The organism is Archangium sp., assembly GCF_045802675.1.
Classification (GTDB): Bacteria; Myxococcota; Myxococcia; order Myxococcales; family Myxococcaceae; genus Archangium.
The window spans coordinates 262,061-276,473 of sequence record NZ_JBJMQO010000026.1; the positions used below are offsets into that span (position 1 = coordinate 262,061).

Consider the following 14,413-nt stretch of genomic DNA (forward strand, 5'->3'; position numbering starts at 1 on the left):
GCGACTCTCTCAAGCCCGTCGAGGCCCGCGCAAGACGGGTCCTCCCACCGACGGATGCCCTCGCGGCCGAGCAGCACTCCGCGCACGGGTGCCGCCTCACGCCGCGAGAGCGCTCACGCCCGGCGCAGCGTGATGACCGCCAGCTCGGCGGGAGCACCCAGGCGCGCGGGCGGACCCGTGGTGCCCGCGCCGCGATTCACGTACAGCCACGAGCGGTCCCGGCGGTACAGCCCCGCGGCCCAGACGGTGACGAAGCGCCCCAGCGACAGACGGGGCACACCCGGAACGCCGAGCTGGCCTCCATGGGTGTGGCCCGAGAGCGTCAGCTCGACCGCCTGGGCCTCGGCCTCGGGGAACAGGTCGGGGTCGTGCGCGAGCAGGACCGTCGGCACACCTTCCGGCCTCTTCGCGAGCGCCCGGTCCAGGTCATCGCGCCGGGTCCACGTGTCATCCACGCCCGCGACGTAGAGGCGGGCCCCGTTGCGCTCGAGCACCACGCCCTCGTTGCGCAGCACGGTGAGGCCGTTGTGCCTCAGTTGCCGCACGAGGTGCTCGCCATCGGTGAAGTAGTCATGGTTGCCCATGCACGCGAAGGCGCCGTCCTTCGCTCGCAAGCCGCCGAGCGCCCGAGCGACCGCCTCGACGTATGTGGAGCCATGGGTGATGAGATCGCCCGTGACGGTCACCAGGTCCAGCTCGAGCGCGTTGAGGCGCGAGACCCACGAGGCCACCTGCTTCTCGGTCGCGTAGGGGCCGCAGTGGACGTCGGAGAGCTGGCCGATCCGGTAGCCGTCCAGCTCCGGAGGCAGCCCCGCGATGCGCACCGCCTTCCGGCGCACCCGCGGCCTCCCAAGGACCGAGTCCACCCCCATCCCGAGCGCGAAGGCCCCGGCCAGGCTCCAGGCCGCCACGGAGGGCACTCCAGCCCGGACGGCCAGCGCGGCGGGAAGCATGAGCACGTCGAACACCGCGCAGGCGGCCCACCAGCCCAGCGCCAGGTAGACGGAGCGCGCGGGCTGCATGGTCTGCCACGGCGCCTCGAACTGGCGCAGGTAGGGCCGTGAGATGAGCACCGCCGCGATCGCGGGTATCGGCGTGCGGGTGAGCCAGCACAGCCAGAGCACGGCCGGCAGCTGGACCCCGGTCACGAGGACGGTCGCGAGCAGTTGGTAGCGGTTTCGGAAACGGGCGAGGCTGGACATCGGACCCGGAGATGTAACCGGCTCGCGCCTGGGCCGCACATGCCCCGGGGGCCTCTTGTGAGCCCTTGAACGCCGAGAGGGCCGCGAGTGCGAGTCCCGTAGACCCTCACTCCGGCCCTCTCTGGGAGGCACGGGGACCGGACCCGATCGGGCCCGCCCCCTCACCCCGTCCCTCTCCCGGTGGGAGAGGGGTGATTACGCCTCGCTGCGCTCCTCGCGCTTGCGGTCACGCTCGGCGCGGTAACGATCGCCGGAGCTCAGCGCCTTCTTGCGCATGCGCACCGACTTGGGCGTCACCTCCACCAGCTCGTCGTCGGCGATCCACTCGAGCGCCTTCTCCAGCCCCATCTCGCGCGGCGGGGTGAGGATGACGTTCTCGTCGCGGCCCGCGGCGCGGATGTTCGTCAGCTTCTTCTCGCGGCAGGCGTTCACGTTCAGCTCCGAGGGGTGGACGTGCTCGCCGATGATCATCCCCTCGTACACCGTCACGCCGGCGCCCACGAAGAGGTGGCCGCGCTCCTGGATGCTGAAGAGCGCGTAGGGCACCGTCTCGCCCAGGCGGTCGGACACGATGGCGCCGTTGGCGCGCTTCGGGATGTAGCCGAACCACGGCTCGTACCCGTCGAACTGGCTGCTCATGATGCCCTCACCGCGCGTGATGGTGAGGAACTCCGAGCGGAAGCCGATGAGGCCACGCGCGGGGATGCGGAACTGGAGACGGGTGCGCCCGCCGCCCAGCTGCGTCATGTCCGACATGCGGCCCTTGCGGGGCCCCAGGCGCTCCGTCACCGCGCCCACGCTGTTCTCCGGCACGTCGCAGAAGAGCAGCTCCATCGGCTCGTGCACCTGGCCGTCGATCGTCTTCGTCACCGGCTCCGGGTTGGAGGCCGTCAGCTCGTAGCCCTCGCGGCGCATCGTCTCGATGATGACCGCCAGCTGGAGCTCGCCACGGCCCACCACGCGGAACGCGTCCGGCGTCTCCGTGTCCTCCACGCGGATGGACACGTTGCGGTAGGACTCGCGGTACAGGCGCTCGCGCAGGTTGCGGCTGGTGACGTACTTGCCTTCCTTGCCCGCCAGCGGCCCGTCGTTGACCTTGAAGATCATCATCATCGTGGGCTCATCCACGGTGATGCGCGGCAGGGCCACCGGCTTCTCCACGTCGGCGATGGTGTCGCCGATGGAGATGGCCTCGATGCCCGCGATGGACACGATCTCACCCGGACCCGCGTCCGCGATCTCCGTGCGCTTGAGGCCCTGGAAGCCGTAGAGCTTGACGACCTTGCCCTGCTCGACCTTGCCGCCGTCCCGCATCACCACCACGGGCATGTTGGGCGTCAGGCGGCCGGCCTGGACGCGGCCCACCGCGAGGCGGCCCACGTAGTCGTCGTAGTCCAGGTTGGCCACCAGCAGCTGCAGCGGCTCCTGCGTCGGCGCCGGAGGGGGCGAGATGTGCGAGAGGATGGCCTCGAACAGCGGCTCCAGGCTCTTGCCCGGCTGCTCCAGCGAGGGCGAGCTCTGGCCCTGGCGGGCGACCGTGTAGAGCACGGGGAACTCGAGCTGGGTGTCGTCCGCGCCCAGGTCGATGTAGAGCGAGTAGACTTGGTCCAGGATCTCCTTGGGACGCGCGTCCTGACGGTCGATCTTGTTGATGACGAGCACCGTCTTCAGGCCCATGCCCAGCGCCTTGCTGAGCACGAAGCGCGTCTGGGGCAGGGGACCCTCGGCGGCGTCCACCAGCAGAATCACGCCATCCACGAGGCGCAGACCGCGCTCCACCTCACCGCCGAAGTCCGCGTGGCCCGGGGTGTCGATGATGTTGATCTGCGCGCCCTTGTAGGTGACGGCCGTGTTCTTCGCGAGAATGGTGATGCCCTTCTCGCGCTCGAGGTCGTTGGAGTCCATCACCCGCTCGGTCACGGCTTCGTTGCTGCGGAAGATGCCCGCCTGGCGGAGCATGTGGTCGACGAGGGTGGTCTTGCCGTGGTCGACGTGGGCGACGATGGCGACGTTGCGAATGTTCTCTCGTGCAATCATGAAGTCGAAGGGCCGGGCTTGAACCGGCGAAAATCGTGAATGGGGGCAAAGGCGCCCAGGCCCCGCGTGAGGGACCCTGTGTGAACTCCACAGGAACGCGAAGGGCGGGCGCTTATATGCCGTGGGTCTTCCTCCTGCAACGTGGCTGGAAGGAGGGCCCGCGAGCGGCCAATCAGGTAGGACCGGCCAATACCCCGGAATTCACGCCTTTTTCACCTCGACAGGGGGACGACCACCGGCTCTTCCGCCTGCCGGCCAGGCTTGGAGGAGGCCTCCCGGGCCGCGAGCCCATCCGCCCGGTAGGGCGCCGGAGGAGAGGCGGGCAGGTGCTCGCGCAGGAAGCGCTCCACGCGCAGCTCCACCAGCTCCCGGTGCTCCAGCGGGGCGGCATGGGTGCCCTGGGGCACCATCATGAACTCGGCGTCGGGGATGTGCGCGGCCATGCGGCGCGAGAGCCACGCCGGGGTGAACTTGTCGTGCTCGCCCGCGATGATGAGCGTGGGCACGTCCACATGCGGCAGGTGGTCCCACGCACTGTGGGTGGAGGCCGAGTCCAGCGTCCGCACGAAGACCACCGGATCCATGTTGGCCAGGTGGGTGAAGTAGGGGACGAGGTCGCTCTTGGAGAGCAGCGAGCGGTTGAGCTCCACGGAGAGGGCCACCTGCATGGCCAGCTCGGTGCTGAGCAGGGTGCGGGTGAGCCGGGCGGCGGGCTGGGGGAAGCGCTCCACGCCGTAGCGGATGAAGGGGAAGAGCCGCTTGAGCCAGTTGCCGTCGTGGAAGGTGTCCAGCGGGTTGCCGTAGCTGCCGCAGATGAGGACGAGCCCCTTCACGCGGTGGGCGTAGCGGCGGTGGAACTCGAGCGCCACCTGCACGCCCATGGAGTGGGCGAAGAGCACGGCCTGCTCCACCCCCGCGGCGTCCATCACCCGGTTGAGGTCATCGCAGGTGTAGAGCATGCCGATGCGGTGGCGCTCGCGGGGCAGCCCCGAGCGGCCATGGCCCCGGTAGTGCCAGCGCAGCACCCGGTAGCGCTGCTGGAGGTAGGGCGCGAGGTACTTCCAGACGAAGCCGTCGCAGCCCAGGCCGTCGCACAGCACCATTCCCGGCTCGCCCTCGCCCTGCACCTGGTAGTACAGCGACGCCCCGTCGGGCACGGTGAGGAAGTCCTGCCGGAAATAGTGGCTCATGCGTTCACGCATCCGCCTCGGTGTCGGGCGGCAGTCCCTTGTCCAGTCCGTACCTGGCGATCTTCAAGATAAGGTTGGAGCGGCTGATGCCAAGCTCGCGCGCCAGCCGGCTCTTGTTGTTCCCAGTACGCAACAAACCCTGGTGGATCATCTCCCGCTCGAGGGTCTCCACGGCCTCGTGCAGCTTGCCGGCGGCGCGGGCGGTGAGCATGGAAAGGCCCCCGGGCGTCACCGCGTCGCGGATGCGGCTGGAGATGAGCTCGGCGGGCAGCCACTCCAGGTCTCCGCCGAGCACCAGCAGCCGTTCAATCTCGTTCTCCAGCTCGCGCACGTTGCCCGGCCAGGCGTACATGCCGAGCAGGGCCATGGCCTCGGTGGAGAGGCCCCGGGCGCGCTGGCCCTCGCGGAGGTGCTTGCGCATGAAATGGTCGACGAGCAGGGGCAGGTCGTCGCGGCGCTCGCGCAGCGGGGGCAGGTGCACGCGGATGACGTTGATGCGGTAGTAGAGGTCCTCGCGGAACTCGCCGCGCTTGACCATCTCGCCCAGGTCCTTGTGGGTGGCGGCGATGACGCGCACGTCCACCTCGCGCGACTCGGTGCCACCCACGGGCAGGAAGGTGCCCTCCTGCAGCACGCGCAGCAGCTTCACCTGCAGGGCGGGGGACATGTCGCCCACCTCGTCGAGGAAGAAGGTGCCGTTGTCGGCCACCTCGAAGAGGCCCTTCTTGTCGCGCATGGCGCCGGTGAACGAGCCGCGCACGTGGCCGAAGAGGGCACTCTCCAGCAGGTTGTCGTTGAAGGCCGAGCAGTTCTGCACCACGAAGGGGCCCTGCTTGCGCGGGCCGTTGAAGTGGATGGCGCGCGCCACCAGCTCCTTGCCCGTGCCCGACTCGCCGTTGATGAGGACGGTGGCCTCCGAGTTGGACACCTTCTCCAGCAGCTTGAAGATCTCCTGCATCGGCCCGGAGCGGCCGATGATGTCCTCGAAGCGCGCGTGCTCGCCGCCCCCCTGCGGGGCCGCCTGGAGGCCGCGATCCTCGCCGCGGGCGCGCCCGGCCTCGAAGGCGGAGATCTCACTGGCACCGTACTCCAGCAGATCCGCCAGCTTCTCCTGGTTGCCGTCGCCGAGCACCGGCAGCCGCTCCACGGCGCGCTCCACTTCGGAGCTGGAGGGCTGCAGCTCGCGCAACCGGACCGCGAGCGCCTCGCGCTCCCGCTCCGAGAACGGCTCGCGCAGGAAGCCCTCCACGAAGAGAAAACCTTCGTACTCGTCTTGCACGTAGAGCGGCGCGCCCACCAGGCTGAACCCCAGGTGGCAGGGGTGGGTGAGGGCGCGGCGCAGACGGCGGTTGGCCCGGAATTGCTCGTGGAGCTGGCGCACGGACTGGTTGCAGCGCCGCAGGCCCTCGCGCGAGCTGAGCGACAGGCGGCAGCACGCGTTGGGCGTCGGGGGAATATCCCGGCCACCCTGCCAATCCATCACCTGCCCGTGGCGATCCGCGAAGTGCAGCTCCGCTCTCCACCACTTGCGGATGATTTCCCGCAGCATGATGATGGTGTGCAGGTTCGGGTGCTTCTCGAGGTCCATCTGCCGGGGCTTGGGGATGCTCAACAAGTGAAAAACCTTGAACCTGCGAGGTTTCTGGACTCTATCTGCTCGCGCGTCTCCGTGGAGGAGCGTCCGCACATCTCCCGCACGTGACTACATCTCCCCACAGCCATGGCGGTCATGACCATGACCACGACCACGACCACGAGCATGGGGGGCACGGGCACGGCAAACGCACGAAGCGTCCGTCTCCTTCCCTGAAGGAGGAGCGGCGGAAGGACCGGAGCCGGCTGCTCTTCGCGCTGGCGCTCACGGGCACCATCGCGGTGGCCGAGGCGGTGGGCGGGTACATCACCAACTCGCTGGCCCTCATGTCCGACGCGGGCCACATGCTCACGGACATCAGCGCGCTGGGGTTGAGCCTGCTGGCGCTGTGGTTCTCGGGCAAGCCGGCGGATCTGAAGAAGACGTACGGCTACTACCGCATGGAGATTCTCAGCGCGCTCCTCAACGGGGTGCTGCTGCTGGGAATCACCGTGGTGATCGTCGTGGAGGCGTGGGAGCGCTTCCGTGCTCCGGCCGAGGTGAGGCTGGGGCCCATGGCGGTGGTGGCGACGATCGGCCTGCTGGCGAACCTGGCGGCGCTCGCCTTCCTGCACCGTACGCACTCGATGAACGTACGCGGGGCCTTCCTGCACGTGCTGGGCGATGCGCTCTCGAGCGTGGGCGTGCTGGTGGGCGCCGGGGTGATGTACTTCACGGGCTGGTACACGATTGATCCGCTCATCTCGCTGCTCATCTCGGTGGTGATCGTGGTGGGGGCGGTGAAGCTGGTGCGCGACGCGGTGGACGTGCTGCTGGAGGCGGTGCCCTCGCACGTGGACATGGCGGCGGTGAAGGAGCTGCTGGTGAAGGTGCAGGGGGTGCGCGACGTGCACGACCTTCACGTGTGGACCATCGCGAGCGGCATGTACGCGCTCTCGGCGCACCTGGTGGTGGCGGATCCGATGGTCTGCAACAACGACGACATCCTCTCCGCGGTGAAGCACGAGCTCTTCGATCGTTTCGGGATCGATCACACGACCATCCAGATCGAGAGCGAGACGTACGCCCACCTGGGCGAGGTTCACTGAGATACGCCTTGCTCCCTGGGGCGTGGTGGGCGCACGCGTGGGCCCGGTGGTAGGGTGGCCGGCCGTATGCCGACACTTCACACGGGCTTCTGGGGCGCGGCGACCGCGACGGTGGACTGGTGCGAGACGAACTACGAGCACGTCTCGTACGTCTGCGAGCTATTCAATTCGGTCTCCAGTCTGGCGATGGTGCTCGCGGGGGTGCTCGGCATCGCGCTGCACCACCGGGTGCTGGAGCGCCGGTTCCTGTTCGCGTTCGCGATGGTGTCGGTGGTCGGGCTTGGCAGCATCGCGTTCCACGCGACGCTCCTCTTCCAGCTCCAGATGACGGACGAGCTGCCGATGCTCTACCTCGCGCTGCTGATGGTCTACATCCTGGTGGAGAACCGCCCCGAGCGGCGCTTCGGGAGCTGGTTCCCGCTCGCCCTGTTCGGTTACGCGGTGCTCTCCACGGGCCTGTCGGCGTTCACGCGGGGGCGCCTCCAGTTCTTCCTCTTCCAGGTGAGCTTCGCGTCGCTCGAGTTCTTCGCGCTCGCGCGGGTCTGGCTCATCCATCGCCGCAGCCAGGACAGGCTGGCGAGGCGCATCTTCCAGGTGGGTATTGGCTCCTACGCGCTCGCGATCGTGCTGTGGATGAGCGACAACCAGTTCTGCGCCACGCTCAACGAGACGCTGCCCGCGTACGGCGTCCCCAACCCGCAGTTCCACGCGTGGTGGCACGTGCTCGTGTCCTGCGGGTTCTACGCGCTGCTGATGGTCATCGCCCATGATCGGCTGAAGACGCTCGGTCATGCGCCGCGGGTACGGTTCGCCGCTGGGGTGATTCCGCTCGTGAGAGGCGAGACGCCGCCCTGACGCCCCCGGAGCATTGTTCTCCTGGCCGAACACTGATTCCGCCAGGCGCGCCTTGGTGTGCCTGGGGCCGGCCGTTATAGGGGCATGATGAGCTCCGCCCCCTCGGCCCGGCGACGTGGCCTGCTGCTGTTCGTACTCGGCACCCTGACCGCGTTCGCCCCGCTGTCGATCGACATGTACCTTCCCAGTCTCCCCTCCATCCAGGAGACCCTGGGGACGTCCGCCTCCCTGGTCCAGCTCACGCTGGCGGCCTTCATGGCGGGGCTGGGAATCGGCCAGTTCGCCTACGGGCCGCTCTCGGACCGGTTCGGCCGCAGGGCGCCGCTCCTGGCGGGCATCGTGCTCTACATCGCCGCGTCCGCCGCCTGTGCGTTCGCTCCGAGCGTCCACTGGCTCATCGCGCTCCGGTTCCTCCAGGCGCTGGGCGGCGCCGCCGGAGCCGTCATCGCTCGCGCCATCGTCCGCGACCTCTACAGCGGCCGGGAGATCGCCCGCGTGCTCTCCCTGCTCATGCTCATCATGGGCGCGGCCCCCATCCTCGCGCCGCTCCTCGGCGGCTGGGTGCTCGGCTTCGCCGGCTGGCGGGCCATCTTCGGGGTGCTCACCGTGCTCGGCGCCATCGCCCTGGTGCTCACGCTGGTGGCCATTCCCGCTCCCACGCGCTCCGGGCCTCCGGTGGGCGCCAGTTCGCTCGGAACGAACCTGCGCATCCTCTTCACGGACCGGCGCTTCCTCGCCGCCACGCTCGCCGGTGGCTTCGTGTATTCCAGCATGTTCGCCTACATCTCCGGCTCGCCCTTCGTGTTCATGGAGATCCTCCATGTCTCGCCGAAGCACTTCTCGTGGATGTTCTCGCTCAACGCCCTGGGCCTCATCAGCGCGAGCCAGCTCAACCGGCGATTCCTGGCCCGGCGCTCGCCCGAATGGCTCTCCGTCGCGGCGACGCTCTTCGCCGTCTGCATGGGCGCGGTCCTCCTGGTGCTGGCCGTGAGCGGGCTCGGGAGTGTCGCCACCCTGGCGCCCGCCCTGTTCCTGTTCATCTCGAGCATCGGCTTCGTGTCGCCGAACACGGCCGCGCTGGCCCTGGAGGAGCACGGCTCGCGGGCGGGGGTGGCGTCCTCCGTTCTCGGCTCCATGCAGTTCGCCGTGTCGGCCGCGGCCTCGGCGTGCGTGGGCCTCTTCAACGATGGCACCATGCTCCCCATGGCGGCCGTGATGGCCGTGTGCGCCACGGCCTCCTGTGTGTCGGCCCTGCTCCTGCCCGCGCGCAAGCGGGAGGAGCCCCAGGACGCCACCACCTCCCCGGCCTGAGGGGCCGTGCCTCCCGCCCCGGTCACTCGCCGCGGAACAGCTTGCGGAAGTGCTCGGTCATGAAGTCGATGAACACGCGCACCCGCTGGGGCATGTGTTGGCGCTGGGGGTAGAGGAGCGAGATGGCCAGCGGGTCGGGCGCGTACGCATCGAGCACGGTGCGCAGCCGTCCCTCCCGCAGGTCCGAGTCGATGAGGGAGCGGGGCAGCCGCGCCAGGCCCATGCCCTCGAGCGCCGCCTCGCGCAGCACGGCGATGTTGTCCACGACGAGCGAGCCCGAGACCGGGACGACCACGGGGCCCTCCTGCGTCCGGAAGGTCCACTTGCTGCCCTTCATGAGCAGGCAGTTGTGATTCGTGAGGTCGTGCGGGGCCCCGGGTGGCGCGCGCCGATCGAGGTACCGGGGCGCCCCGCAGATGAGCACCTTCTCGGTGCCGAGCCGCCGCTCGACGAGCGAGCGATCATGGGTCTGCGGGAAGAGCCGCACCGCGACGTCGATGCCCTCGGCGAGCAGCTCCATGTGCCGGTCCGACACGGACAGCTCCACGTGCACGCGGGGGTAGCGCTCGGAGAACTTCTCCAGCACGGAGGCCAGCGGGTGCAGGGAGATGCCGACGGGGGCCGCGACGCGCACGATGCCCTCGGGGATGGTGCCCACGTGGCCGAGCAGATCCGAGGCCTCGTCCGCCACCGAGAGCAGCTGCGCGCAGCGCTCGTAGAGCCGGGCACCCTCGTGGGTGACGGAGAGCCGGCGCGTGGTGCGCTGGAGGAGCCTGACACCGAGCCGGCGCTCGAGCGCGGCGACGCGGGTGCTCACCGCCGACTTGGACAGGCCGAGCCGGGCCGCGGCGCCCGAGAACGAGTGCGCCTCCACCACGCGCGCGAAGACGGTCATCGCCACGAGATCGTCGAGGGAAGCGCTCACGATTGTTCTCCTTCTGGAACAGTGTCTCCGCCCGGCTCGCCGGAGTCGAGGCCGTGCCTGGCGGACACCTCGCTCCCCGGAATCGCCGGGTGGGTGAGGGGCTGAACGAAATTCCCCACATCGCGCTTGCGGCTTCCCTCGGGGGCGGATGATTCTCGGCCCTGGATGAACGTGCTCGACAAGGTGCTGACGCTGCGGCCGACGAGCGTGGTGGCTCGGCTGGGGACGGCCTCGCGGCTGCCCGTGCTCAACCCCCGCGACCTGGTGAAGGCGCTCGAGAAGCTGCCGGCGGCGCTGCCGTGTCTGCCGGTGCCGAACCGGTCGATGCTCCCGGGGCTGCTCGCGGCGGCCCGGGGCGAGGACGCGGTGCTGGGGCTCGTGTGCCCGCATCCGCTCGCGGACCGCGGGGCAGCCGAGCGCTTCGTGACCTGGGTACAGCAGGTGGCGGAGGCGGATGGCCACTCGCGGCCCCTCTTCCTGCAGGCCGGCCCGGTGCGGGTCTCCAAGGTGGAGCCCGAGGCGGTGGGCCAGCTCCAGGAGGGCCTCTTCCGCCTGGTGGACGCGGGCTTCTCGCTGGTGTCGCTGGACGTGTCGCGGCTGGAGGTGGGCACGGCCCCGGAGGTGGTGCGCAGGCTCTCCACCCCGGTGGTGGAGCGAGAGCTGGCGCTCGAGGTGTCGCTGCCCGCGGTCTCCGTGGGCGATGAGCTGGAAGGGGCTCGCGCGCTGCTGGCGGGCCTTCAGCGGCAGGGCGTGGGCGTGCGCTTCCTGCGGGTGTCCGCGTCCATCCTGGGCGAGGAGGAGCCCGACGTGCAGTTCCTCCAGAGCCTCGTGGAGCTGGCGGCGCAGTACGGGGCGGGGGTGGCGGTGGGCGAGGCGGGGCGGCGCTCGGCGCGGGTGCTGCCGACGTACGTGGCCGCGGGCGTGAAGAAGGTGGAGTGCGCGGCCCCCTTCGAGAAGCTGGCGCTGGCCTCGTACCCGGAGGCGGTGCGCGCGAGCCTGGAGCAGAAGGCGGAGAAGGCGGGCCTGGGGGCGGGGGAGTTGCTGGGCGTGGTGGGCGAGCAGCTCGCGCCGCTGGACGCGCAGGACGCGTCCCGGCTGGAGGCGCTGACGTTCGCCGAGGCCTGCGAAGTGCTCGCGGCGCTGGGCGCGTCGCGTACGGGGTGGAAGTCCATGCTCTTCCTCGCGGAGAACCGGGGCGACTGATGCGGATTGTTGCGGGCAGTGCGAAGGGCCGGGCCCTGGCGGGTCCCAAGACGACGTCGAAGCACATCCGCCCCACGGCGGACCGTGTGCGCGAGACGATCTTCAACGTGCTCGGCCAGTGGCTCGAGGAGCAGAAGGTGTTGGACCTCTACGCGGGCACCGGAGCGCTCGGCCTGGAGTCCGTGTCGCGCGGGGCCCCGAAGGCCGTGCTGGTGGACTCGGATCGCGAGGCGTTGGCGCTCTGCCGGGCGAACACGGACTCGCTGGGCTTCGGCGCCCAGGTGGAGCTCATCGCGCAGCCGGTGGAGCGGGCGCTCCAGACGCTCGGCCGTCGGGGGGACAAGTTCGAGCTCGTCTTCGCGGACCCGCCGTACGCGGCGCGGGTGGTGGAGACGGTGCTGGAGGGGATCGCGCGCAGCGGTGTGCTGGCGCCCGGGGGCGCGGTGGTCATCGAGCACGACAAGCGCGAGGCCGCCCCCGAGTCCCACGAGGGCTTCGAGCGGGTGGATCAGCGGCGCTTCGGGGACACGCTGGTGAGTATCTTCCGCATTCCTTGACCGCCCGCCAGGGTGCGCCGACACTGGGCGTGCATGCGCACCGCCATCTACCCGGGCTCGTTCGATCCGCTCACCAACGGCCACCTCAGCATCATCCAGCGCGCCCTCCAGATGTTCGATCGCGTGATCGTCGCGGTGGCGGTGAACCCGAAGAAGGTGCCGCTCTTCACCGAGGAGGAGCGCAAGGACCTCATCCGCCAGGCCTGCCCGGATCCGCGCATGGAGGTGGATGCCTTCCAGGGCCTGCTGGTGGAGTACGCCAAGGCGCGCGGCGTCAACGTGCTGCTGCGCGGCCTGCGCGCTGTCTCCGACTTCGAGTACGAGTTCCAGCTCGCGAACATGAACCGCAAGCTGGCCCCCGGCATCGAGACCGTCTTCATGATGACGGGCGAGGACTACTTCTACGTGTCGTCGCAGCTGGTGCGCGAGGTGGCTTCCTTCGGCGGGGACGTGCAGGCCCTGGTGCCTCCGAACGTGTGGAAGGCCCTGGGCGCGAAGTACGCGAAGAAGTAGGGCGGGGCGCTACGCGCGGAAGAGCGTCAGCCGCCGCACCGAGAAGTTCCAGCCGAGCACCAGCCCCGCGGACACCAGTTTGGCCAGCAGGTAGTGCAGGCCGAATCGGTGATGCAGCGTCCAGAGGATGAGCTCGTTGAGGCACAGGCCGGCGAGCCCCACGGACGCGAAGAGCGCGAACTCGAGCCGGCGATCCTTCACTCGGCGTGAGGAGAACACCCACCGGGTGGAGAGGAAGTAGTTCACCTGCGTGCCCACCAGGAAGGCGAGGGCCGCGGCTCCGAGCACCCCGAACGCTCCGCTCTCCTTGAGGACGGCCAGGGTGGTGAAGTCCGCCACGAACGCCGTGCCGCCCACGAGGACGTAGCGGAGGAACTGTCCGAGCAGGCCCCGAGGGCGTCCCGGCACGCTCGGGCCCGCTTCGGTATGCATGGGGGAGTTCTCGATGACGGCTTCTCGATGACGCAATGCGATGACGCGGTGAGGCGTGAGCCGAACTCTACTCGCGAGTACACGCATCTGTTCACTCCCGGCCCTCGGGCGCGCGTTGGCTTCTTGTCCGCCCGGGGGGCGCGCTGCTAGGCACCGACCATGAATCTTGCGAACCGGCTGAAGGCCATCAAGCCGTCACCCACGCTCGCGCTCAACGCGAAGGCGAAGGCGCTGGTGGCCCAGGGCGTGGATGTGGCGAGTCTCGTGGCGGGCGAGCCCGATTTCGACACCCCGGACTTCATCAAGCAGGCGGCCATCGAGGCCCTGCGCCAGGGCTTCACCAAGTACACGCCCACCGCGGGCATCCCCGAGCTGCGCGAGGCCGTCTGCGCCAAGTTCGAGCGCGACAACCGCCTCACCTTCGCGCCGGATCAGGTGCAGGTGTCGGTGGGGGCCAAGCAGGCCATCTACAACATCTTCCAGGCGCTGCTGAACGAGGGCGACGAGGTCATCATCCTCGCGCCGTACTGGGTGAGCTACCCGGAGATGGTGCAGCTGGCGGGGGGCAAGCCGGTGTTCGTGGAGACGCGCGAGGAGAACGGCTTCGCGCCGGATCCGGACGCCATCCGCCGGGCGCTCTCGCCGCGCACCAAGGCGCTGGTGCTCAACAGCCCGAGCAACCCCTCGGGTGCGGTGTTCTCGCGGGCCGCGCTGGAGGGCATCGCCCAGGCGGTGCGCGGGCACGACTGCCTGCTGGTGAGCGACGACATCTACGAGAAGCTGCTCTACGAGGGCGAGTTCCTCAACATCGGCAACGTGGCGCCGGACCTGGTGCCGCGCCTGGTGGTCATCAACGGGATGAGCAAGGCCTTCTCGATGACGGGCTGGCGCATGGGCTACGTGGCGGGGCCCAAGTGGCTCATCTCGGGCATTCAGATGATCCAGGACCAGTCCACTTCGAACGCGCCGTCGTTCTCGCAGAAGGCGGCGGTGGCGGCGCTCAAGGGCCCGCCCGACATCTTCGTGCCCATGGTGCAGGAGTACCGGGGGCGGCGGGACATGGTCGTGGACGCGCTCAACTCGATGCCGGGCGTGCGCTGCCGGCGTCCCGAGGGCGCCTTCTACGTGCTGCCCAACGTGCGCGGCCTCTTCGGGCGCTCGTACAAGGGCGAGCCGGTGACGAGCGCGATGCAGATCTCCGAGATCCTGCTGAACGACTTCCGCGTCGCGGCGATGCCGGGAACCCCGTTCGGCGCCGAGGGCTACATCCGCATGAGCTTCGCGACCTCGCGCGAGCAGCTGCGCAAGGGCCTGGAGCGCTTCCGCGACTTCGTGGGCAGCGTGCGCTGAGCCATCCTGCATTGAGCTTGAGCTCGCCAAGGCGGAATCGCGCGGGTGGCGCGATGCGACCGCAGCTGTCGGTAAGCTAATTAGGCCGGATCGGCAGGAGCAGAAGTGATTGTCCTTTGGCTATGGCGCGTGCGTGTTGGCCCACAGATTTAAGAT

General features: G+C 69.4%; 13 protein-coding genes. 7 read left to right on the forward strand and 6 right to left on the reverse strand.

The window, feature by feature from the left end; translation table 11 throughout:
- Window positions 1–113: 113 nt before the first annotated feature.
- From ACJ8AN_RS07965 to ACJ8AN_RS07980, 4 genes are all read right to left on the reverse strand, one after another.
- A complete protein-coding gene (locus ACJ8AN_RS07965) occupies window positions 114–1,202 on the reverse strand; it encodes a metallophosphoesterase (protein WP_407754646.1) in 1,089 nt (362 codons plus the stop codon).
- Window positions 1,203–1,397: 195 nt separating this feature from the next.
- Window positions 1,398–3,239, reverse strand: coding sequence for a translational GTPase TypA (gene typA, locus ACJ8AN_RS07970; protein ID WP_407754647.1), 1,842 nt, complete (start codon window positions 3,237–3,239; stop codon window positions 1,398–1,400).
- A 212-nt stretch (window positions 3,240–3,451) separates the two neighbouring features.
- Window positions 3,452–4,429: an alpha/beta fold hydrolase gene (locus ACJ8AN_RS07975; protein ID WP_407754648.1), complete on the reverse strand. Its 978-nt coding sequence runs from the start codon at window positions 4,427–4,429 to the stop codon at window positions 3,452–3,454.
- Between the two features lie 4 nt (window positions 4,430–4,433).
- Window positions 4,434–6,017, reverse strand: coding sequence for a sigma 54-interacting transcriptional regulator (locus tag ACJ8AN_RS07980; protein ID WP_407754690.1), 1,584 nt, complete (start codon window positions 6,015–6,017; stop codon window positions 4,434–4,436).
- A 110-nt stretch (window positions 6,018–6,127) separates the two neighbouring features.
- On the opposite strand from ACJ8AN_RS07980, the gene ACJ8AN_RS07985 reads away from it, so the two are divergent.
- From ACJ8AN_RS07985 to ACJ8AN_RS07995, 3 genes are all read left to right on the forward strand, one after another.
- Window positions 6,128–7,111, forward strand: a complete 984-nt coding sequence (locus ACJ8AN_RS07985) for a cation diffusion facilitator family transporter (RefSeq protein ID WP_407754649.1) — start codon at window positions 6,128–6,130, stop codon at window positions 7,109–7,111.
- Between the two features lie 66 nt (window positions 7,112–7,177).
- Window positions 7,178–7,966, forward strand: a complete 789-nt coding sequence (locus ACJ8AN_RS07990) for a ceramidase (RefSeq protein ID WP_407754650.1) — start codon at window positions 7,178–7,180, stop codon at window positions 7,964–7,966.
- Between the two features lie 87 nt (window positions 7,967–8,053).
- Window positions 8,054–9,277, forward strand: a complete 1,224-nt coding sequence (locus tag ACJ8AN_RS07995) for a Bcr/CflA family multidrug efflux MFS transporter (protein ID WP_407754651.1) — start codon at window positions 8,054–8,056, stop codon at window positions 9,275–9,277.
- A gap of 22 nt (window positions 9,278–9,299) precedes the next feature.
- Here ACJ8AN_RS07995 and ACJ8AN_RS08000 read toward each other — a convergent pair whose 3' ends face one another.
- Window positions 9,300–10,202: a LysR family transcriptional regulator gene (locus ACJ8AN_RS08000; RefSeq protein ID WP_407754652.1), complete on the reverse strand. Its 903-nt coding sequence runs from the start codon at window positions 10,200–10,202 to the stop codon at window positions 9,300–9,302.
- Between the two features lie 165 nt (window positions 10,203–10,367).
- On the opposite strand from ACJ8AN_RS08000, the gene ACJ8AN_RS08005 reads away from it, so the two are divergent.
- From ACJ8AN_RS08005 to coaD, 3 genes are read left to right on the forward strand one after another with little or no spacing between them, the layout of a single operon-like run.
- Window positions 10,368–11,405 (forward strand): hypothetical protein, encoded by a 1,038-nt coding sequence (locus ACJ8AN_RS08005; RefSeq protein ID WP_407754653.1) that lies wholly within the window; start codon window positions 10,368–10,370, stop codon window positions 11,403–11,405.
- On the forward strand, window positions 11,405–11,962 hold the full coding sequence (gene rsmD, locus ACJ8AN_RS08010; protein ID WP_407754654.1) for a 16S rRNA (guanine(966)-N(2))-methyltransferase RsmD: 558 nt from the start codon (window positions 11,405–11,407) through the stop codon (window positions 11,960–11,962). Before ACJ8AN_RS08005 ends, rsmD begins: the two co-directional genes overlap by 1 nt.
- 33 nt (window positions 11,963–11,995) lie before the next feature.
- The gene (gene coaD, locus ACJ8AN_RS08015; RefSeq protein WP_407754655.1) at window positions 11,996–12,475 is read left to right on the forward strand and encodes a pantetheine-phosphate adenylyltransferase; all 480 of its coding nucleotides are present in this window, start codon (window positions 11,996–11,998) and stop codon (window positions 12,473–12,475) included.
- 9 nt (window positions 12,476–12,484) lie between these two features.
- Here coaD and ACJ8AN_RS08020 read toward each other — a convergent pair whose 3' ends face one another.
- Window positions 12,485–12,907, reverse strand: a complete 423-nt coding sequence (locus ACJ8AN_RS08020; RefSeq protein ID WP_407754656.1) for a GtrA family protein — start codon at window positions 12,905–12,907, stop codon at window positions 12,485–12,487.
- 159 nt (window positions 12,908–13,066) lie between these two features.
- Here ACJ8AN_RS08020 and ACJ8AN_RS08025 point away from each other — a divergent pair, with 159 nt between their 5' ends.
- On the forward strand, window positions 13,067–14,257 hold the full coding sequence (locus ACJ8AN_RS08025; RefSeq protein WP_407754657.1) for a pyridoxal phosphate-dependent aminotransferase: 1,191 nt from the start codon (window positions 13,067–13,069) through the stop codon (window positions 14,255–14,257).
- Window positions 14,258–14,413: the final 156 nt, after the last annotated feature.